This is a genomic window from Planomicrobium soli, from assembly GCF_003014655.1.
GTDB classification, from domain to species: Bacteria; Bacillota; Bacilli; order Bacillales_A; family Planococcaceae; genus Planococcus; species Planococcus soli_B.
Genome location: NZ_PYAT01000014.1, coordinates 1 through 17,087 on the forward strand (window position 1 = coordinate 1; position 17,087 = coordinate 17,087).

A 17,087-nucleotide genomic window follows, 5' to 3' on the forward strand; every position below is an offset into this window, starting at 1 on the left:
CAAAGGGCAACCGTCGCAGAAATTTTATTGCCGCGTTCGGAACGCGTCAATAAACGTTTGTTGACGTTTTGCTGTTCAGTTTTCAAGGTTCATGTCTCAGTTGCGTTTATCAGCAACTTTATTAGTATACCTTTTCCAAAATCAGATGTCAACTATAAATTTTGAATTTATATTTGGCAACCGTTTTGCTTTATTGGCAACTTTTTAATAATATCTCTTTCACGACTCATTGTCAACACTCTATTTCAATGTTTTTTTCGAGTCGTTTTAAGGACAGTTACTAATATAACAGCCTCTCTAATTTAAGTCAACACTTTCCCTGATTTAATTATACGTAAAAAATCATCTTTTAAATATGGACTCAGGCCTTCTAAAATAAAAAGCCCACTCCCAAGCTGCTTGCCCTCCTTCCATGCTTACTGTAAATATAAAAGCCATCCTGCTCCTCTCTAAGAGGCTACCGGATGGCTTTTAATCACTTATCTTTTTTTAGCAGCAGGTTGTGCCGCAGCTTTCCTCGCTGCACGCCGCTCTTCAAGTTTTTGCCGATCTACATCAGACTTGGCGTTATATTTAGGCAAGACTAGGATTTGATATGCATTCACCGATAAAAATGGGAATAGCAATAGCGTGACCCAGCTGTCAATATTTCCGGCTTCTACCATTAACGATGGCAGCCATTCTAAAGTCGTAACTACAATCATAAAGAATAGCGCGGAAACGAACGCCGTTTTATTAGTCCATTTCGCTTTGAAGTAAGCTGTAACTACTGCCGTTGCAATCAACACAAACAGCAAGGTTGCATACAGCCATACTTGACTGGATGTCTCAGCATTCGGTGCAAAGCGGAAAGCGATCAAATCAAAAATAACCACCGCGATGATTAAAAGCTGTACCCAATTCCAAAGCCGAAGCGTCCGGAACATGTTCATTCCAAACTGATGAATCGTCAAGTATGCGAAAAAGCCCATCTGCGCAATCAAACTCATTGTAGCCCCGACCACAACCATCCAAACAAAGCCTGCGAGAAATTCTCCCCACTGTCCACTTCGGAATGCTTCTGCAAAAACATCGTTCCAGCGAATAAATAACCCAAGTATCCCGGTTATTAATCCACCGATTAAAATTGCATTTATCGAAAATTTTATCCAATTTCGTATTGTCACTTGAATGCCTCCGTTATTTGAAGTCCTTTTACAATTGTAACAACCGCCAGAAGAAAAATCCATCAGCCATACGCAATAGATGTGAACAAACATTGAAACACTGCGATTGGAAATTAAAAACCCGGAAGCCTAATTCGGTTTCCGGGTTGTTTGCTTATTTATTTTTCTGCAAACTGTTTTAAAATTTGTTGAGCGATCTCTTCGTAGATCTTTCCGGTTGGGTGCTCTGCAGCATATACAGATGGAGCAAAGTCTTCTTCATTCCAATCAGGTTGACCAAGCGGAATCTGGCCAAGCAAAGGCGCTTGCAATTCTTCTGCCAGTTTCGGTCCGCCGCCTTGTCCAAATAAATACTCTCTTGTCCCTGTCTCTTTGCTTTCGAACCATGCCATGTTCTCGATGACTCCGAGAACTTCGTGGTCCGTTTGAAGAGCCATGGCTCCTGCACGCGCTGCTACGAAAGCGGCCGTCGGATGAGGCGTTGTGATGACGATTTCCTTTGAAGCTGGAAGCATCTGATGAATGTCGAGCGCAACGTCCCCTGTTCCCGGTGGCAGATCTAGCAACAGATAGTCTAATTCTCCCCACTCTACATCACGGAAGAATTGATCTAAAACTTTACCGAGCATTGGACCACGCCATACAACCGGCATATTGTCTTCTACAAAAAAGCCCATGGAAATAACTTTTACGCCGAAACGCTCTACCGGAATAATTGTATTCCCCCGTACAACAGGCGTCTTATCAATTCCCATCATGTCCGGCACACTGAATCCATAGATGTCAGCATCGATCAAGCCGACTTTTTTGCCGAGACGTGCTAACGCAACAGCTAAGTTGACAGAAACCGTTGATTTTCCTACTCCACCCTTACCACTCGCAATTGAAATAAATTCAACTTTGTTTAATGGCGACAATAAATCCTGCGCTTCGGCCGCTGTTGCTTGGCCGCGGAACTGAGCCAAAGCTTCCGGAGGCAGTTCTTCGAAGCGAATTCCGACAGAAGCTGCTCCTGCCCCTTTTAGCATTTCAACAACTTTCATTTGCATTTGCATTTGTTCTGGCGTATTTGTTTTGGCGATGGCCAACTTTACGCTGACATGATTTTTTTCCTCTTTGATTGAGACAGAAGTAATACCATTCGTTTCATTTAAGGATCTATGTAAAAAAGGATCTTGCAACTCTCCAAGCAACTCGCGCACTTGTTGTTCATTCATCATAATCGATACACTCCTTAAGTCTTTTGCTCACCGTACAGTATAACACAGAGTTTTCTATTTTAAATCTATTCAGTCTTCGGGAAAAGGAAAAACAAAACCCTCTTCTAGAATAAGAAGAGGGTGGCCTATTTTCGATTATTTTCCCGCAAGCTCTCTTGTCTTAAGTGCTTGAGAGAGAGTGCTATAGACTTCAATATCTTTAAATTGGATACCTAGATGAATAGCTGTTTGAGCAATGTCCGGGCGAATGCCTGACAATGAAGTTCTGATGCCAATCAAATTCAGCCCTTTGATCAATTGGAAGATTTGATGGACAACCATCGTATCAATCACCGGAACTCCGGATAAATCGATGAACAATCTTTCAAGGCCATGCTTAGCGCTTTTTTGCAATGTATTCTCAAACATTACTTTCGCCCGATATGTATTGATCTCTCCAATCAAAGGAAGTAGCCCGGTCTTATTGGCAAGAATAATAACAGGAGAACTCAATTCAATAATCATCTGCTGCTGGGCATTGGATTTTTCTTCGGCTGCCTTTGCGTTTTCGTAACTAAATCTTAAAACGATTTCGTTGATGCCATTTACGATGTCGCGTTTCCAAGCGCTTACCTCTTCAGCCGAGACCGTTTCTTCATGAAGTGATGCGTATTCTTCTACCAGATCCAAGTACTGATTCTGTGTGCGGAAGAATTCCCGAATGATATCTGTGATGGGTGTAGCTAAATGGGCTTCGTCCTGCGCAATGTCCGTAACCCATTCTTGAAAGTCTTCAAAAAACTCTTTCTTGCCTTTATTGAAAATTGATGAGAAGTTAACATGAAAATTATGGTTTTGCTTTTTAAGGGCTTCAACAACTTTAGGATCATGGGAACCGTAAACACCGGCTTGGCTTTCCCCCAAGGAAGCATACCACTCTTCTGTTAAGTTCCACGTTTTTTCTAAAAAGTATTCATGCAATCCGACTTTCTTTCCCATTCTTTCTCTCCTCCTGCGCTATACCTTGGAATCTTTGTCGCAGCTTATGGCTTTATCTCAGTGAAGCTGATAAACATAATAAACGATGACGGCTTGTAAACTCTTCTATTTTTATAGTATAACATCCTTTGAAAAATTGCATTGTTAGCCCTTAAAATATTCTTTTGTAGATAAGACCTGTTGTTAATCCACTTTTGAGTTTATTTCATTCGTATGTCATTTATCGGGGTGCGCCCTAAACAAACTCTATAGATGTTATGCTGTAATTCCAGCCAGATACCGCCTAGATTCTTTCAGCTTTTATGGTCCCTTTCCAAAAACAGAAAGGAGAATGCACTATGTCACTAGAAAGCATAAAAGAAATTCTGTAAACAGTTTGTTTTTATAACACTGTAAACATCACCCAAACATTCAGCAAAAATGAACAAGCGCTTTTTACTGTAGTCTGTTTAAAAAATACGTCTACTTTGGAAGTGAAGAATCTTCAAACTCAACGGGTTAAGTATTTTGAATCGGCAGAAGAAGCAGCCATTGCCATAAACGAAGGAATAGGCGCCTATAATTTAACTTGACCTCCGTTTTTCTGGGGGTTTTATTTTATGAATCAATAAAAATATAAAAAGCCCTTTTCTCGATATGAGAAAAGGGCTTTTGTTGAAAATTAACGTTTTGAGAACTGTGGCGCACGACGAGCTGAACGAAGACCTGGTTTCTTACGTTCTTTCATACGTGGGTCGCGTGTTAAAAGACCAGCAGATTTCAAAGCAGGACGGAAAGCAGGGTCTACTGTAAGTAGAGCGCGAGCGATTCCGTGGCGTACTGCTCCAGCTTGACCTGTGAAGCCGCCGCCTTTTACGTTTACAAGCACGTTATAGCTTCCAAGAGTTTCAGTAGCTACTAGTGGTTGTTTGATGATTTGCTCAAGCGTTTCGTATGGAACGTAATCCGATACGTCACGGTTGTTGATTGTAATTGTGCCGTCGCCAGGTACTAGACGTACGCGAGCTGTTGAGTTTTTACGGCGACCTGTACCGATATATTGAACTTGTGCCAAAGGTGTATCCTCCTCTTATTTACTAATATTATCCGCGAAGTTGGTAAACTTCAGGCTGTTGTGCTTGGTGTTTGTGTTCTGGTCCAGCGTAAACGTGCAGTTTGCTGAATGTTTGACGTCCTAAAGAGTTCTTAGGAAGCATTCCTTTGATAGCCAATTCAAGCATTTTTGTTGGGTAGTTTGTGCGCATTTCAAGTGCAGTACGCTGTTTTAACCCGCCGCTGAATTGAGTGTGGCGATAGTAGATTTTGTCTGAAAGTTTTTTACCTGTAAGGTGAATTTTTTCAGCGTTGATGATGATCACGTGGTCACCAGTGTCAACGTTTGGTGTGAATGTTGGTTTGTATTTCCCGCGCAAGATTGAAGCGACTTCAGAAGCTAAACGTCCAAGAGTTTGCCCTTCTGCATCGACAACCAACCATTTACGCTCTACTTCGTGACCTTTAGCCATGAATGTTGTACGCATGTATATTGTCCTCCTAATAAATCGTCTCTTTTATTTAATCACAGTTCCATGTTCCGTTGTTCCGTTTTTTCGTTATCCCTAACAAATAACCTTCCGGGGCATATCGTGGGGGTAATGAAAATACCATACATCATGTTATAACGCCAGCGGTCGAAAGTCAAGCGTTTTTCTCAAAACACCAGGAAAAGTTGTTTCAGTCTGTGTAAGTTACATTTTCCAGGTACAACCCATGAGCAGCGGCTGTTTTTCCTGCAGCGCTTCTGTCTGCGGCTTCAACAATTGAAGCCATTTCAGCCGCCTCTCTTCTTCCGAGGCCGATTTCCATCAAGGTGCCAGCAATGATCCGCACCATATTGTATAAAAAGCCGGAACCTTCTATTATCATATGAAGCTCTTCACCGCGTTCTTCAATATCCAATCGACGGACTGTCCGGACTTTATCCACTACTCCAGTGTTCGCAGCGCAAAAACTCGAAAAATCATGTGTGCCTAAAACAGCCGCCGCAGCCTGTCTCATCGCTTCCACATTCGGCCGTTGTTTCGTATGCACCATATAATTCCGGGTGAATGGGCTGATGATCGAGCTGCGGTCCCATTTGTATCGGTATGTTTTTCCACTTGTATGGTAACGCGCATGAAACGATGGAGCTGCTTCTTCAATAGCCAAAACCCGAATATCTTCCGGCAGCAATACATTTAACGCCTTAAGCCAGCCGGCAATCGGAATTGCAAGTGTCGTGTCAAAGTGGATGACCTGGCCAGTCGCATGCACTTTGGCGTCTGTCCGTCCGCTCGCTACGACCTGGATCGCCTGTCCTTTATGAATGGTTTTTAATACGCTCATTAGCTCCTGCTGAACCGTACGCGAATTCGGCTGGACCTGATAGCCCGCAAAACCCGATCCATCATAAGCAATTTTGGCTTTCATTCGTTTCATTTTGTCTCTCCTTAAATCCGTAAATACCATAGCAAGGCCGCTAAGCCGGCAAGAAGCGCCAAACTTAACGTATCAACAAATCTCCAGTTTAACTGCCGGTAACGTGTTCTTCCGGCATCTCCGCGGTAGCCGCGCACTTCCATCGCCGTCGCTAAATCTTCCGCACGTTTAAAAGCACTCACAAACAACGGAATAAGCAAAGGGACGACCGCTTTTACGCGCTCTTTTATCGGACCCGATCCAATATCGGAACCTCTTGCCATTTGAGCTTTCATGATTTTTCCTGTTTCATCCATTAAAGTCGGAATGAAACGCAGTGAAATCGACATCATTAATGCCAATTCATGAACCGGCAATTTTAGCCTTTTGAACGGTCCAAGCAATACTTCAATTCCATCAGTAATTGAAATTGGCGAAGTCGTTAATGTTAAAATACTTGTGATGAACACCAGCACCAAGAAACGGATTGAGATGAAAACCCCTTGCCGGAGGCCTTCTTCATAAATTTCCAAAAACCAGAAATTGATGAGTAAATCTCCTTCTCTTGTAAAAAAGATATGCAAAAGAAAAGTAAAAACCACCAATATAATAACTGGCTTCAATCCGGTTATTAAAAAGTAGAGCCGAATTTTAGACAAGGTCACGACCAGAAGAGTAAACGCCAACAAAACAGCATATGACACTACGCTATTGGCAATAAAAACAATGGCAATAAACAAGAAGACAAATAAAATTTTCGCCCTTGGGTCCATTTTATGGACGAACGAATTTCCAGGAATAAAGCGCCCGAAGATCATTTTTTCCATCATATTAAATCACGCCCTTTTGATAAGGCTAGCGCTATATTTTTAGCCAATGCTTCTTCAGTCAATGAAATGCCATCCAGCATAATTCCGGTTTTTTCTTCAAACTTACGCTGAAGCCGGATTGAACGCGGTGGTTCCAATCGATAGTCCTGAAGCTGCTCTTCATTCGTAAAAATGTCTCTCGGCTCTCCTGTGGCCACGCAACGGCCGCTGTGCATGATTGCCACCAGATCAGCGTAACGTGCCGCATCCTCCATGCTATGCGTCACAAGGACGGTCGTTAAGTTCCTTTTTAGGTGAAGCTCATGAAATAGGTCCATAATTTCACGGCGTCCTCTTGGATCTAGACCGGCAGTCGGCTCATCAAGCACTAATACATCTGGCTCCATAGCTAATACTCCCGCTATTGCCACTCTTCGCATCTGGCCGCCTGAGAGATCAAATGGAGATTTAGACAATACTTCTGGAGGCAGCCCCAGCTGCTCCACCAATTCATGTGCCCGGCGGCTTGCTTCTTCTTCTGGCACGCCGTAATTTAATGGTCCGAACATAATATCCTTTAAGACCGTTTCATCAAACAACTGCTGTTCCGGAAACTGAAAAACAATCCCTACTTGACGGCGCACTGGCCGTAGGTTTTTTGCTTTGACCCCTGACTGAAGTTTTCGATCACCAATAACCACATATCCTTCGGTAGGCAACAACAATGCGTTCAAATGCTGCAACACTGTTGATTTGCCTGATCCTGTATGGCCGATAATCGCCGTATAAGAGTCTGACGGAATATGCAGCGTTACATCATGCAAAGCCCTTTTTTCAAAAGGGGTATCTTGTGCATAGCTATACCCTACTTCTTGAAGTAAGATGTCCATAACTCTTCCACCAACTCATCTTCTGACATATGTTCTTTTGCAACAGGCACTCCTGCTTCTCTCAACAAATGCGTCATGCGCATCGCAAACGGCAAATCCAATCCAAGTTCTACCAGGGCTTCCCCAGATAAAAAGACCTCTTCCGGCGTGCCTTCTGTATGCTTCTGTCCAGCGTTCATGACGATAATGCGATCAGCAAGGGCCGCTTCTTCTAAATCATGCGTAATGGAAATGACCGTCAAGCCCGTCGCTTTCCGAAGTTCTCGTATAGTTTCAATGACTTCTATTCGCCCTTGCGGATCAAGCATCGATGTCGCTTCATCCAGTATCAACAACCGAGGTTTCAGCGCCAACGCTCCTGCTATGGCCACCCGCTGCTTTTGACCGCCAGACAAATGATGAGGCTCCTGGTCCATAAACTCTTCCATCTTTACTTGACGCAACGATTCTTTTACCCGCAGCACCATATCGGCATGAGGCACGCCATTATTCTCCAAAGCAAAAGCTACATCATCTTGGACGGTCGCTCCCACAAACTGGTTGTCTGGATTTTGAAACACCATTCCCATTTGCGAACGGATGTCCCATAAACTTCCTTCAGACATAATTTGACCCATGGCTTCTACCGTTCCTTGCTGGGGAAACAACAAGCCGTTCATTAATTTGGCAATCGTCGACTTCCCTGAACCGTTATGGCCAACTAGTGCAATCCATTCACCGTTTTGAATGGAAAAAGACAAGTTCTGCACAGCTGGGCGCACAGTTTCGTTTTCTGGTGCATATGTAAATGTCACATTTGCAAATGACATAATAGTCGAATTCATCTCAGCTGACCTCCTCTAACTCCTGCTAAGCTCTACTCTACTTGGTTCCTCATATGTATGTAAATATAGCAGAACTTCAATCTGCAAAATTATCTTTACTCTGCTAAAAACAGCTTAAATAAAAAAAGCGCGCACCTCATTCAGAGAAATGCGCTTTTCTATTTCTATGGCTTCCCAGGTTGCTTAAGCCCGGGTTGAATGAGGTGCGTAGAGCTAGACAAGACGCCGCCTTTCGGCTCGCTCATCATAACACTCAGCTTTTCATATTGTCGTATAAATCATAATGCTAAAAGAAGAGGGTTTGAACCCTCTTCAATGTGATTAAACTAATTCGATAATTACGATTGGTGCGCCGTCTCCGCGACGAGGACCCATTTTCATAATGCGAGTGTATCCGCCTTGGCGTTCTGCGTAACGTGGTGCAACATCATCAAACAATTTTTGCAAAGCAAAAGTTGTTGTTTCGTTACCTTCCTCATCCGTAGATGTAACCAATTCACGACGCATCCATTCTGCAGCTTTACGACGAGCGTGAACATCTCCACGTTTGCCTAAAGTAATCATTTTTTCTACAGTAGAACGCACTTCTTTCGCACGAGCTTCAGTCGTTTGAATGCGCTCATGTACGATTAAGTCTGTTGTAAGGTCACGTAATAGTGCTTTACGTTGAGAACTTGTACGTTGAAGCTTTCTCATTGAAGTTTCCCTCCTTCGGTAAATAGTTCGGAACAGAATTTAAGGCAATCAGTCTTCTTTACGAAGTCCTAGTCCTAAATCTTCCAACTTCACTTTAACTTCTTCAAGTGATTTGCGTCCAAGGTTGCGGACTTTCATCATGTCGTCTTCCGACTTGCTTGCCAGTTCATGTACCGTATTGATACCTGCACGTTTTAAGCAGTTGTAAGAGCGTACCGATAGATCCAGTTCTTCGATAGTCATCTCTAGAACTTTTTCTTTTTGGTCTTCTTCTTTTTCAACCATGATTTCAGCCGTTTGTGCCTCGTCTGTTAATCCTACGAAGATATTCAAATGCTCGGTAAAAATTCTTGCGCCAAGCGCGATTGCCTCTTTCGGACCGATGCTTCCATCTGTCCAGACATCAAGAGAGAGTTTATCAAAATGAGTCAGTTGACCCACTCGAGTGTTTTCCACTTGGAAATTGACGCGTGAAACAGGCGTATAAATAGAGTCAATCGGGATAACGCCGATTGGAAGATCTTCACGTTTGTTCTGATCTGCTCGAGCATATCCACGGCCTCGGTTCGCATACATACGCATACGGAGATGGCCATTTTTAGCGATTGTAGCAATATATAAATCCGGATTCAGAATTTCCACGTCACTGTCGTGAGTAATATCTGCAGCCGTAACCGTTCCATCACCTTTAACATCAATTTCAATGACTTTTTCTTCGTCAGAGTAAATTTTCAGCGCAAGCTTCTTAATGTTCAAAATGATTGATGCCACGTCTTCTTCTACACCTTCAACAGTAGAGAATTCATGCAAAACACCGTCAATTTGAATCGAAGTAACTGCAGCGCCTGGTAAAGATGAAAGTAAGATTCGACGTAAGGAGTTTCCTAAAGTGGTTCCATATCCACGCTCAAGAGGTTCAATAACGAATTTGCCGTATTTGGCGTTGCTATCGATCTCAATCGTTTCAATCTTTGGTTTTTCTATTTCGAGCATTCATTTACCCTCCTTCAAAACGTCGGTGTTTATTTCGCTTCATCAAGAACTCGAGAGTCATAAGGACTTTCGCTACGGTTCAGAACACATTCAGTATATCGTGATGTTCAAAATCCGATTCAGATTAACGATTATACGCGACGGCGTTTTGGCGGACGGCAACCGTTATGAGGTACTGGAGTTACATCTTTGATTGCTGTAACTTCTAGTCCGGCAGCTTGAAGTGCGCGGATTGCAGCCTCACGACCTGAACCAGGACCTTTAACTGTAACTTCCAAAGTTTTAAGACCGTGTTCGATTGATGTTTTAGCAGCGGTTTCTGCAGCCATTTGAGCAGCGAAAGGTGTAGATTTACGTGAACCTCTAAATCCTAGAGCACCTGCGCTTGACCAAGATACTGCGTTCCCTTGCATATCTGTAATCGTAACAATTGTGTTGTTAAATGTTGAGCGGATGTGAGCGATACCTGATTCGATATTCTTTTTCACACGACGCTTACGAGTTTGTTGTTTACGTGCCATGTTAAGAAGAAACCTCCTTTACTGATTATTTTTTCTTGTTCGCAACAGTTTTACGAGGACCTTTACGCGTACGCGCATTGTTCTTCGTATTTTGACCGCGTACAGGTAGTCCACGGCGGTGGCGGATACCCCGGAAGCTAGCAATTTCCATCAAGCGTTTGATGTTCATAGATACTTCACGGCGAAGGTCACCTTCAATTTTGTATTGATCTAATTGTTCACGGATATTGTTCAACTCATCTTCTGTAAGATCACGAACTCGTGTATCTTCAGAAATGCCAGCAGCAGAAAGAACTTTCTGTGCAGTTGTTTTACCAACACCGAAAATATATGTTAATGAAATAACAACGCGTTTGTCGCGCGGAATGTCAACACCAGCAATACGTGCCATGTGTGCCATGCACCTCCTTCATATTAGCCTTGTCTTTGTTTGTGTTTCGGATTTTCACAGATTACCATTACTTTACCGTTTCTGCGAATAACTTTACATTTTTCACAGATCGGTTTCACAGATGGTCTCACTTTCATCTAACCTAACCTCCTTAGTAGTCCGGAGTGCAAAAGATTATTTAAAACGGTATGTGATACGACCGCGAGTTAAATCGTAAGGAGAAAGTTCCACTGTTACTTTATCTCCTGGCAGAATGCGGATAAAGTGCATGCGGATCTTGCCAGATACATGCGCAAGAATCGTATGGCCATTTTCCAATTCTACTTTAAACATCGCGTTAGGCAAAGTCTCAACGACTGTTCCTTCGATTTCAATTACATCGTCTTTCGCCATCGACCCAGTCTCCCTTCTGTATACAAATTAGGATCTCATCTTCAAACAGTATTTGCTGATTGAACAATAGTGCTCTATTCATTCACCAGGATTGCATGAATGGCAGTGAAGGCAAGTCTCCGAGTTCCGCTTCCTGCAGATGCAGGTCGGGGGTAATCCGGTTGCCAGTCTGCCTCATGTATCCTCGGCCGCCCGGACTGCCTTGGATGAGTTCCAAACCCGTTACACAGATGCTTCCACGAAACCCATTATACTCCCTCCAGTTGCGAATTGCACGGCTCAAAGGCCTAAGATATTCGGCACTGAATTTCATATAACCAGGCATTTTATGCTTTTGCAGCTCTCGAGAATTCATTTCTCCTGTGCCCCTTAAAGCCACATGGAGGCAACTAACTGCGCCCGGCGCCGGGTATTATCCTCGGTCGCCCTTTAGAAGAGCATCAATGTCAGCAAATACTTGGTGAATATCCTGCTGTCCATTTATATTCCCCAGCACGCCTTTGCTTTCATAGAAATCAAGAAGCGGCTGTGTTTGTTGCATGTTAACTTCTAAACGTTTCGTGACGGTTTCAGGCTTATCATCTTCGCGCTGGTAGAGCTCTCCGCCATCTTTGTTGCACACACCAGCTGTTGCCGGCGGGTTAAACACAGTATGGTAAGCAGTTCCACAAACTTTACAAATCCAACGGCCTGTCAAACGTGCAATCAACTCATCTTGTTCAACTTGAATATTTACGACATGCTCGATTCTTTTGCCAAGATCAGCAAGAAGAGATTCTAGCGCTTCAGCTTGAGGAACTGTTCGTGGAAAGCCATCTAATAGAAAGCCTTCTTGACAATCAACCTTGCTAAGACGCTCACGGACGATACCGATAGTCACTTCATCAGGTACTAATGCACCTTGATCCATGAACGATTTTGCTTTCAAGCCTAGTTCCGTTTCACCTTTGATGGCGGCGCGGAACATATCACCTGTAGAAATATGAGGGATGTCGTACTTCTCAACAATTTTGTCTGCTTGAGTGCCTTTTCCGGCACCAGGAAGACCCATTAATACGATATTCATACGGTTTTGCCCCCTCAGACAATTGGACAAGGAACGCCTAAACGTTCCTCTACGCCCATTGATTATTTCATAAAGCCTTTATAATGGCGCTTTACAAGTTGTGATTCCAGTTGTTTCATCGTTTCAAGCGCAACCCCTACTACAATCAGAAGGCTAGTTCCACCAATTTGAGCCGATTGGGGCAAGCCCGCAAGGTTGATGAAGAAAATTGGCATAATAGCGACCAGTGCAAGGAAGATGGCGCCGACGATTGTCAAACGGTATAGCACACTTGTTAAGTAATCCTGTGTATTTTTACCCGGACGGATTCCCGGAATATATGCACCCTGCTTTTTCAAGTTATCCGACACGTTTTCAGGATTCACCTGAATGAATGCGTAAAAATACGTGAAAGCCACAATCAAGGCAACATAAATAATCATGCCGACAGGACGAGTATAATCAAAAGTATTTTGGATCGCATCCGTAAACGCGTTAGCTCCAAAGAAAGAAGCAATGGTTTGTGGCGTAATGATAAACGCCACTGCAAAGATTACTGGGATAACTCCGGCCGCGTTTACTTTCAAAGGTAAATGCGTTTGTTGTCCGCCGGCTGTTTGGCCGCGGCCAGCAACTCGCTTTGCATACTGAATTGGAATTTTACGCAGCGCTTGCTGAACGTAAATAACCAATACTGTAACGGCAACAACTGCTAATGCAATCAACGCCATAATGGCGATGTTGATTGGAAGCTGATCTCCAGCTCCTTCAATCTGTTGTGCGTAAAGTTGGTTTATAGAACCAGGTATTGCAGCGACAATCCCAGCGAAGATGATAATCGAAATACCGTTCCCCACACCTTTTGCCGTAATCTGCTCACCAAGCCACAGTAAAAACGCTGTTCCTCCAGTCAATACGATAGCAATAACAACATACGTTGAGATTGTGTCATTCTGGATTAATGTTCCACCATACATTTGGTTGAACCCATAAGACATACCGATTGCTTGGATAAACGCAAGTACTATTGTGAAGTAGCGAGTGAATTGCGCAAGTTTCCGTCTTCCGACTTCACCTTGTTTCGCCCACTCTGCAAATTTCGGTACAACATCCATCTGCAATAATTGCACAATAATCGATGCTGTAATGTAAGGCATGATTCCCATCGCTAAAATCGAAAAGTTAGCTAAGGCGCCTCCACCGAAAGTATTTAAGAATCCAATCAAACCCATTTGATCAGTAGCTTGCAATACTGTTGCATCAACGTTCGGTACCGGAATGAAAGTCCCGATACGGAAAATGATGAGCATCAGTAGTGTAAAGATAATTTTATTTCGAATATCAGTCACGCGCATAAAATCAGAGATTGTCTGAAACATTAAACCACCTCGGTTTGTCCACCGGCAGCTTCAATCGCTTCTTTAGCTGATCCAGAGAATTTGTGAGCTTTGACAGTCAGTTTCTTTTCTAAGCTACCATTGCCAAGAATTTTGATTCCAGAACGTTCATTGCTCACAACACCTGATTCGATCAACAATGCAGGTGTAATTTCTGTGCCTTCTTCAAAACGGTTTAATACGTCCAAGTTTACTACTGCATAATCTTTACGGTTAATGTTCGTAAAGCCGCGTTTTGGTAAACGACGGAACAACGGGTTTTGTCCACCTTCAAATCCAGGGCGAACTCCTCCGCCTGAACGTGCGTTTTGACCTTTATGACCTTTACCTGATGTTTTACCAGTACCTGAACCGATACCACGTCCGATCCGCTTTCTTGAGCTGCGTGATCCTTCTGCTGGTTTTAATTCATGAAGTTTCATATGGTTGGCACCTCCTTCTATAGAAATCAGTAATTAAACTTCTTTAATTGTTACTAGATGAGCGACTTTATCAAGCATACCGCGAACGGCTGCGTTGTCTTGTTGCTCAACAGTTTGATGCATTTTGCGCAAGCCTAGGGCTTGAACAACTTTGCGTTGGTTCGGCTTTGAACCGATTACGCTTTTTGTGAGGGTAATTTCTAGTTTAGTAGCCATGTAATTTTCCCTCCTTATCCTAATAGCTCTGCTGTAGTTTTACCGCGAAGTTTTGCTACTTCATCAGCACTCTTCAGTTGAGTTAAACCGTCAATAGTTGCACGAACCATGTTGATTGGTGTGTTTGAACCTAGAGACTTAGATAAGATATCTTGTACTCCTGCAAGTTCAAGTACCGCACGGACAGGTCCGCCAGCAATTACTCCAGTACCCGGAGAAGCAGGTTTGATCAGGATTTGACCTGCACCAAAACGGCCGATTACTAAGTGTGGAGTTGTACCTTTAACCATTGGCACTGCAATAAGGTTTTTCTTGGCATCTTCGATACCTTTACGGATAGCATCTGGAACTTCTTGTGCTTTACCAGTACCGAAACCGACATTACCATTTTTGTCTCCTACTACAACTAATGCGGAGAAACGGAAACGACGTCCACCTTTTACAACTTTCGCTACGCGGTTAATCGTAACTACGCGTTCTTCAAGTTCAAGTTTGTTTGGATCAATACGACGCATGAAATGTGTCCCTCCTTCTTTTAAAATTCTAAACCATTTTCACGTGCTGCTTCTGCTAAAGCTTTAACACGTCCGTGATATAAATAACCACCGCGGTCAAAAACAATCGATGTCAACCCTTGTTCTACAGCACGTTTAGCGATAGTTTCGCCAATTTTAGTTGCAGCTTCAAGATTTCCGGTTGAGCCTTCGAAACCTTTTTCCATTGATGATGCGCTAATAAGCGTTACACCGTTAGTATCATCGATCAATTGAGCGTAAATGTATTTGTTTGAACGAAATACGTTTAAACGCGGGCGTTGTGCTGTGCCCGTAATTTTAGAACGTACGCGTGCATGACGTTTTTTACGAGATGCGTTTTTATCGAGTTTCGTAATCACTGAGGTCACTCCTTTCAGCCTGCCTAAGCAGCATTATTTACCTGTTTTACCTTCTTTGCGGCGAACTGCTTCTCCTTCATAGCGAATCCCTTTGCCTTTATATGGCTCTGGCGGACGCACTTGGCGGATGTTAGAAGCAAGAGCTCCAACACGTTCTTTATCAATACCTTTGATAACAACTTTTGTGTTAGCTGGGACTTCAACTGTAAGACCTTCTTCCGGTGTGAATTCTACCGGGTGAGAGTATCCAACGTTAAGAACCAATTTTGTTCCTTGTAATTGTGCACGGTAACCTACACCGACTAATTCAAGTGAACGTTCGAATCCAGCTGAAACTCCAGTAATCATGTTCGCAAGCAAAGCGCGGGTTGTACCGTGAATTGTGCGGTGTTCTTTAGAGTCAGAAGGACGTGACAATGTTAGGATGTTCTCTTCTTGAGAGATTGCGATATCTTTGTTAAATGTGCGAGATAGTTCGCCTTTAGGACCTTTTACTGTAACGACGTTGTTGTCGCCCACAGTAACGGTAACTCCAGCTGGTACCTCGATTGGTTTTTTACCTACTCGTGACATTCTGTTGCACCTCCATTCGTTTGTTGTTTATTACCAAACGTATGCTATGATTTCTCCGCCGATTTGTTTCGCGCGGGCTTCTTTATCAGTAACTAGACCTTGTGATGTCGATACTAGAGCAATTCCTAGACCGTTTAGTACACGAGGTACCTCATTTGTTTTAGCGTATACGCGCAAGCCTGGTTTTGAAATGCGTTTCAAGCCAGTGATAACGCGTTCGTTGTTAGCTCCGTATTTCAAGAAAATGCGGATCATACCTTGTTTTTCATCTTCAACATACTCAACGTCACGAACGAAACCTTCACGCTTAAGAATTTCAGCGATGTCTTTTTTCACGTTAGAAGCCGGAAGCTCTAATTTCTCGTGACGAACCATGTTCGCGTTACGAATGCGTGTAAGCATATCTGCAATCGGATCTGTCATTGTCATTACTTTTACCTCCTTCCCAAATTAGGGGATTACCAGCTGGCTTTTTTGACGCCAGGAATTTGTCCCACATATGCAAGTTCACGGAAACAAATACGGCAAAGTTTAAATTTGCGTATTACTGAATGCGGACGTCCGCAACGTTCACAGCGTGTATATGCTTGTACATTAAACTTTGGCGTGCGTTTTTGTTTTGCGATCATAGATTTTTTAGCCACGTTTACGCCTCCCTCACGTTTACTTTTGGAACGGCATTCCGAATTGTGTTAGTAACTCACGAGCTTCCTCGTCAGAGTTCGCAGTTGTTACAATTACGATGTCCATACCGCGTACTTTAGAAACTTTATCATAATCGATTTCAGGGAAGATCAATTGTTCTTTCACACCTAGTGTGTAGTTGCCGCGTCCGTCGAAAGATTTTTTCGATACGCCACGGAAGTCACGTACACGTGGTAATGAGATAGCAATCAATTTATCCAGGAAGTCGTACATACGCTCTCCGCGTAGTGTAACTTTACATCCGATAGGCATACCTTCACGAAGACGGAAGCCAGCGATAGATTTCTTAGCTTTAGTAATAACTGGTTTTTGACCAGTGATTGTTTGCAATTCTTCAACAGCCGTATCTAGTGATTTCGTGTTTTGTACTGCTTCACCCACACCCATGTTGACAACGATTTTGTCTACTTTTGGTGCTTGCATAATTGAAGAGTAATTGAACTTGCTCACTAGAGCAGGAGTGATTTCATTCACATATTTTTCTTTTAGGCGGTTCATGTGTGTACCTCCCTTCATT

The 17,087-nt window shown here is 43.2% G+C and carries 26 protein-coding genes; all 26 read right to left on the minus strand.

Features of this window, described 5'->3' with window-relative positions; translation table 11 throughout:
* Positions 1 to 479: 479 nt before the first annotated feature.
* The 26 genes from B0H99_RS14635 to rplE all read right to left on the minus strand — a co-directional run bounded on the left by B0H99_RS14635 (position 480) and on the right by rplE (position 17,068).
* A complete protein-coding gene (locus B0H99_RS14635; RefSeq protein WP_106534440.1) occupies positions 480 to 1,166 on the minus strand; it encodes a KinB-signaling pathway activation protein in 687 nt (228 codons plus the stop codon).
* 158 nt (positions 1,167 to 1,324) lie between these two features.
* Positions 1,325 to 2,386 carry an Mrp/NBP35 family ATP-binding protein gene (locus B0H99_RS14640; protein WP_106534441.1) on the minus strand — a complete coding sequence of 354 codons (1,062 nt, stop codon included), beginning with the start codon at positions 2,384 to 2,386 and terminating at the stop codon, positions 1,325 to 1,327.
* A gap of 135 nt (positions 2,387 to 2,521) precedes the next feature.
* Positions 2,522 to 3,364, minus strand: a complete 843-nt coding sequence (locus tag B0H99_RS14645; protein ID WP_106534442.1) for an STAS domain-containing protein — start codon at positions 3,362 to 3,364, stop codon at positions 2,522 to 2,524.
* Between the two features lie 661 nt (positions 3,365 to 4,025).
* Positions 4,026 to 4,418, minus strand: coding sequence for a 30S ribosomal protein S9 (gene rpsI, locus B0H99_RS14650; RefSeq protein ID WP_106534443.1), 393 nt, complete (start codon positions 4,416 to 4,418; stop codon positions 4,026 to 4,028).
* Positions 4,419 to 4,446: 28 nt separating this feature from the next.
* Positions 4,447 to 4,884 carry a 50S ribosomal protein L13 gene (rplM, locus tag B0H99_RS14655; protein WP_106534444.1) on the minus strand — a complete coding sequence of 146 codons (438 nt, stop codon included), beginning with the start codon at positions 4,882 to 4,884 and terminating at the stop codon, positions 4,447 to 4,449.
* A 193-nt stretch (positions 4,885 to 5,077) separates the two neighbouring features.
* Positions 5,078 to 5,821, minus strand: a complete 744-nt coding sequence (gene truA / locus B0H99_RS14660) for a tRNA pseudouridine(38-40) synthase TruA (protein WP_106534445.1) — start codon at positions 5,819 to 5,821, stop codon at positions 5,078 to 5,080.
* A gap of 11 nt (positions 5,822 to 5,832) precedes the next feature.
* Positions 5,833 to 6,630, minus strand: a complete 798-nt coding sequence (locus tag B0H99_RS14665; protein WP_106534446.1) for an energy-coupling factor transporter transmembrane component T family protein — start codon at positions 6,628 to 6,630, stop codon at positions 5,833 to 5,835.
* A complete protein-coding gene (locus B0H99_RS14670) occupies positions 6,627 to 7,499 on the minus strand; it encodes an energy-coupling factor ABC transporter ATP-binding protein (protein ID WP_106534447.1) in 873 nt (290 codons plus the stop codon). The genes B0H99_RS14665 and B0H99_RS14670 overlap by 4 nt, the downstream gene beginning before the upstream one ends.
* Complete coding sequence (locus tag B0H99_RS14675; RefSeq protein WP_106534448.1) at positions 7,475 to 8,323, minus strand: energy-coupling factor ABC transporter ATP-binding protein; 849 nt, start codon at positions 8,321 to 8,323, stop codon at positions 7,475 to 7,477. The genes B0H99_RS14670 and B0H99_RS14675 overlap by 25 nt, the downstream gene beginning before the upstream one ends.
* A gap of 321 nt (positions 8,324 to 8,644) precedes the next feature.
* Positions 8,645 to 9,019 (minus strand): 50S ribosomal protein L17, encoded by a 375-nt coding sequence (rplQ, locus tag B0H99_RS14680; protein ID WP_106534449.1) that lies wholly within the window; start codon positions 9,017 to 9,019, stop codon positions 8,645 to 8,647.
* Positions 9,020 to 9,067: 48 nt separating this feature from the next.
* A complete protein-coding gene (locus B0H99_RS14685; protein ID WP_106534450.1) occupies positions 9,068 to 10,012 on the minus strand; it encodes a DNA-directed RNA polymerase subunit alpha in 945 nt (314 codons plus the stop codon).
* A gap of 131 nt (positions 10,013 to 10,143) precedes the next feature.
* Complete coding sequence (gene rpsK, locus B0H99_RS14690; RefSeq protein WP_006828953.1) at positions 10,144 to 10,533, minus strand: 30S ribosomal protein S11; 390 nt, start codon at positions 10,531 to 10,533, stop codon at positions 10,144 to 10,146.
* A 25-nt stretch (positions 10,534 to 10,558) separates the two neighbouring features.
* Entirely contained in the window at positions 10,559 to 10,924 is a 366-nt protein-coding gene (gene rpsM / locus B0H99_RS14695; RefSeq protein ID WP_033542779.1) for a 30S ribosomal protein S13, read from the minus strand.
* A 23-nt stretch (positions 10,925 to 10,947) separates the two neighbouring features.
* A complete protein-coding gene (gene rpmJ, locus B0H99_RS14700; protein WP_006828951.1) occupies positions 10,948 to 11,061 on the minus strand; it encodes a 50S ribosomal protein L36 in 114 nt (37 codons plus the stop codon).
* 37 nt (positions 11,062 to 11,098) lie between these two features.
* Complete coding sequence (gene infA / locus B0H99_RS14705) at positions 11,099 to 11,317, minus strand: translation initiation factor IF-1 (protein WP_006828950.1); 219 nt, start codon at positions 11,315 to 11,317, stop codon at positions 11,099 to 11,101.
* A gap of 82 nt (positions 11,318 to 11,399) precedes the next feature.
* A complete protein-coding gene (locus B0H99_RS14710) occupies positions 11,400 to 11,672 on the minus strand; it encodes a hypothetical protein (RefSeq protein WP_106534451.1) in 273 nt (90 codons plus the stop codon).
* A gap of 57 nt (positions 11,673 to 11,729) precedes the next feature.
* A complete protein-coding gene (locus B0H99_RS14715) occupies positions 11,730 to 12,383 on the minus strand; it encodes an adenylate kinase (protein ID WP_106534452.1) in 654 nt (217 codons plus the stop codon).
* Positions 12,384 to 12,445: 62 nt separating this feature from the next.
* The gene (gene secY, locus B0H99_RS14720; protein WP_106534453.1) at positions 12,446 to 13,741 is read right to left on the minus strand and encodes a preprotein translocase subunit SecY; all 1,296 of its coding nucleotides are present in this window, start codon (positions 13,739 to 13,741) and stop codon (positions 12,446 to 12,448) included.
* The gene (gene rplO / locus B0H99_RS14725) at positions 13,741 to 14,181 is read right to left on the minus strand and encodes a 50S ribosomal protein L15 (protein ID WP_106534454.1); all 441 of its coding nucleotides are present in this window, start codon (positions 14,179 to 14,181) and stop codon (positions 13,741 to 13,743) included. The genes secY and rplO overlap by 1 nt, the downstream gene beginning before the upstream one ends.
* Positions 14,182 to 14,214: 33 nt before the next feature.
* Positions 14,215 to 14,397, minus strand: coding sequence for a 50S ribosomal protein L30 (rpmD, locus tag B0H99_RS14730; RefSeq protein ID WP_106534455.1), 183 nt, complete (start codon positions 14,395 to 14,397; stop codon positions 14,215 to 14,217).
* A gap of 14 nt (positions 14,398 to 14,411) precedes the next feature.
* Complete coding sequence (gene rpsE, locus B0H99_RS14735) at positions 14,412 to 14,912, minus strand: 30S ribosomal protein S5 (protein ID WP_106534456.1); 501 nt, start codon at positions 14,910 to 14,912, stop codon at positions 14,412 to 14,414.
* Positions 14,913 to 14,932: 20 nt separating this feature from the next.
* Complete coding sequence (gene rplR / locus B0H99_RS14740; RefSeq protein ID WP_106534457.1) at positions 14,933 to 15,292, minus strand: 50S ribosomal protein L18; 360 nt, start codon at positions 15,290 to 15,292, stop codon at positions 14,933 to 14,935.
* Positions 15,293 to 15,325: 33 nt separating this feature from the next.
* Positions 15,326 to 15,865, minus strand: a complete 540-nt coding sequence (gene rplF, locus B0H99_RS14745) for a 50S ribosomal protein L6 (RefSeq protein ID WP_106534458.1) — start codon at positions 15,863 to 15,865, stop codon at positions 15,326 to 15,328.
* A gap of 30 nt (positions 15,866 to 15,895) precedes the next feature.
* Positions 15,896 to 16,294 carry a 30S ribosomal protein S8 gene (gene rpsH, locus B0H99_RS14750; protein WP_106534459.1) on the minus strand — a complete coding sequence of 133 codons (399 nt, stop codon included), beginning with the start codon at positions 16,292 to 16,294 and terminating at the stop codon, positions 15,896 to 15,898.
* A 29-nt stretch (positions 16,295 to 16,323) separates the two neighbouring features.
* Complete coding sequence (locus tag B0H99_RS14755; RefSeq protein WP_106534460.1) at positions 16,324 to 16,509, minus strand: type Z 30S ribosomal protein S14; 186 nt, start codon at positions 16,507 to 16,509, stop codon at positions 16,324 to 16,326.
* Positions 16,510 to 16,528: 19 nt separating this feature from the next.
* A complete protein-coding gene (gene rplE / locus B0H99_RS14760; protein ID WP_106534461.1) occupies positions 16,529 to 17,068 on the minus strand; it encodes a 50S ribosomal protein L5 in 540 nt (179 codons plus the stop codon).
* Positions 17,069 to 17,087 lie beyond the last annotated feature (19 nt).

Bases quoted from the DNA above. Each gene is read 5' to 3' on its own strand.
- infA (WP_006828950.1), bottom strand. From the start codon at position 11,317: ATGGCGAAAGACGATGTAATTGAAATCGAAGGAACAGTCGTTGAGACT.
- rpmJ (WP_006828951.1), bottom strand. From the start codon at position 11,061: ATGAAAGTGAGACCATCTGTGAAACCGATCTGTGAAAAATGTAAAGTT.
- rpsK (WP_006828953.1), bottom strand. From the start codon at position 10,533: ATGGCACGTAAACAACAAACTCGTAAGCGTCGTGTGAAAAAGAATATC.
- rpsM (WP_033542779.1), bottom strand. From the start codon at position 10,924: ATGGCACGTATTGCTGGTGTTGACATTCCGCGCGACAAACGCGTTGTT.
- B0H99_RS14670 (WP_106534447.1), bottom strand. From the start codon at position 7,499: ATGGACATCTTACTTCAAGAAGTAGGGTATAGCTATGCACAAGATACC.
- B0H99_RS14645 (WP_106534442.1), bottom strand. From the start codon at position 3,364: ATGGGAAAGAAAGTCGGATTGCATGAATACTTTTTAGAAAAAACGTGG.
- B0H99_RS14685 (WP_106534450.1), bottom strand. From the start codon at position 10,012: ATGCTCGAAATAGAAAAACCAAAGATTGAAACGATTGAGATCGATAGC.
- B0H99_RS14640 (WP_106534441.1), bottom strand. From the start codon at position 2,386: ATGATGAATGAACAACAAGTGCGCGAGTTGCTTGGAGAGTTGCAAGAT.
- rplM (WP_106534444.1), bottom strand. From the start codon at position 4,884: ATGCGTACAACATTCATGGCTAAAGGTCACGAAGTAGAGCGTAAATGG.
- B0H99_RS14715 (WP_106534452.1), bottom strand. From the start codon at position 12,383: ATGAATATCGTATTAATGGGTCTTCCTGGTGCCGGAAAAGGCACTCAA.
- rplF (WP_106534458.1), bottom strand. From the start codon at position 15,865: ATGTCACGAGTAGGTAAAAAACCAATCGAGGTACCAGCTGGAGTTACC.
- B0H99_RS14675 (WP_106534448.1), bottom strand. From the start codon at position 8,323: ATGAATTCGACTATTATGTCATTTGCAAATGTGACATTTACATATGCA.
- rpmD (WP_106534455.1), bottom strand. From the start codon at position 14,397: ATGGCTACTAAACTAGAAATTACCCTCACAAAAAGCGTAATCGGTTCA.
- truA (WP_106534445.1), bottom strand. From the start codon at position 5,821: ATGAAACGAATGAAAGCCAAAATTGCTTATGATGGATCGGGTTTTGCG.
- rplQ (WP_106534449.1), bottom strand. From the start codon at position 9,019: ATGAGAAAGCTTCAACGTACAAGTTCTCAACGTAAAGCACTATTACGT.
- B0H99_RS14665 (WP_106534446.1), bottom strand. From the start codon at position 6,630: ATGATGGAAAAAATGATCTTCGGGCGCTTTATTCCTGGAAATTCGTTC.
- rplO (WP_106534454.1), bottom strand. From the start codon at position 14,181: ATGAAACTTCATGAATTAAAACCAGCAGAAGGATCACGCAGCTCAAGA.
- rpsH (WP_106534459.1), bottom strand. From the start codon at position 16,294: ATGACAATGACAGATCCGATTGCAGATATGCTTACACGCATTCGTAAC.
- secY (WP_106534453.1), bottom strand. From the start codon at position 13,741: ATGTTTCAGACAATCTCTGATTTTATGCGCGTGACTGATATTCGAAAT.
- B0H99_RS14710 (WP_106534451.1), bottom strand. From the start codon at position 11,672: ATGAATTCTCGAGAGCTGCAAAAGCATAAAATGCCTGGTTATATGAAA.
- rplE (WP_106534461.1), bottom strand. From the start codon at position 17,068: ATGAACCGCCTAAAAGAAAAATATGTGAATGAAATCACTCCTGCTCTA.
- rpsE (WP_106534456.1), bottom strand. From the start codon at position 14,912: ATGCGTCGTATTGATCCAAACAAACTTGAACTTGAAGAACGCGTAGTT.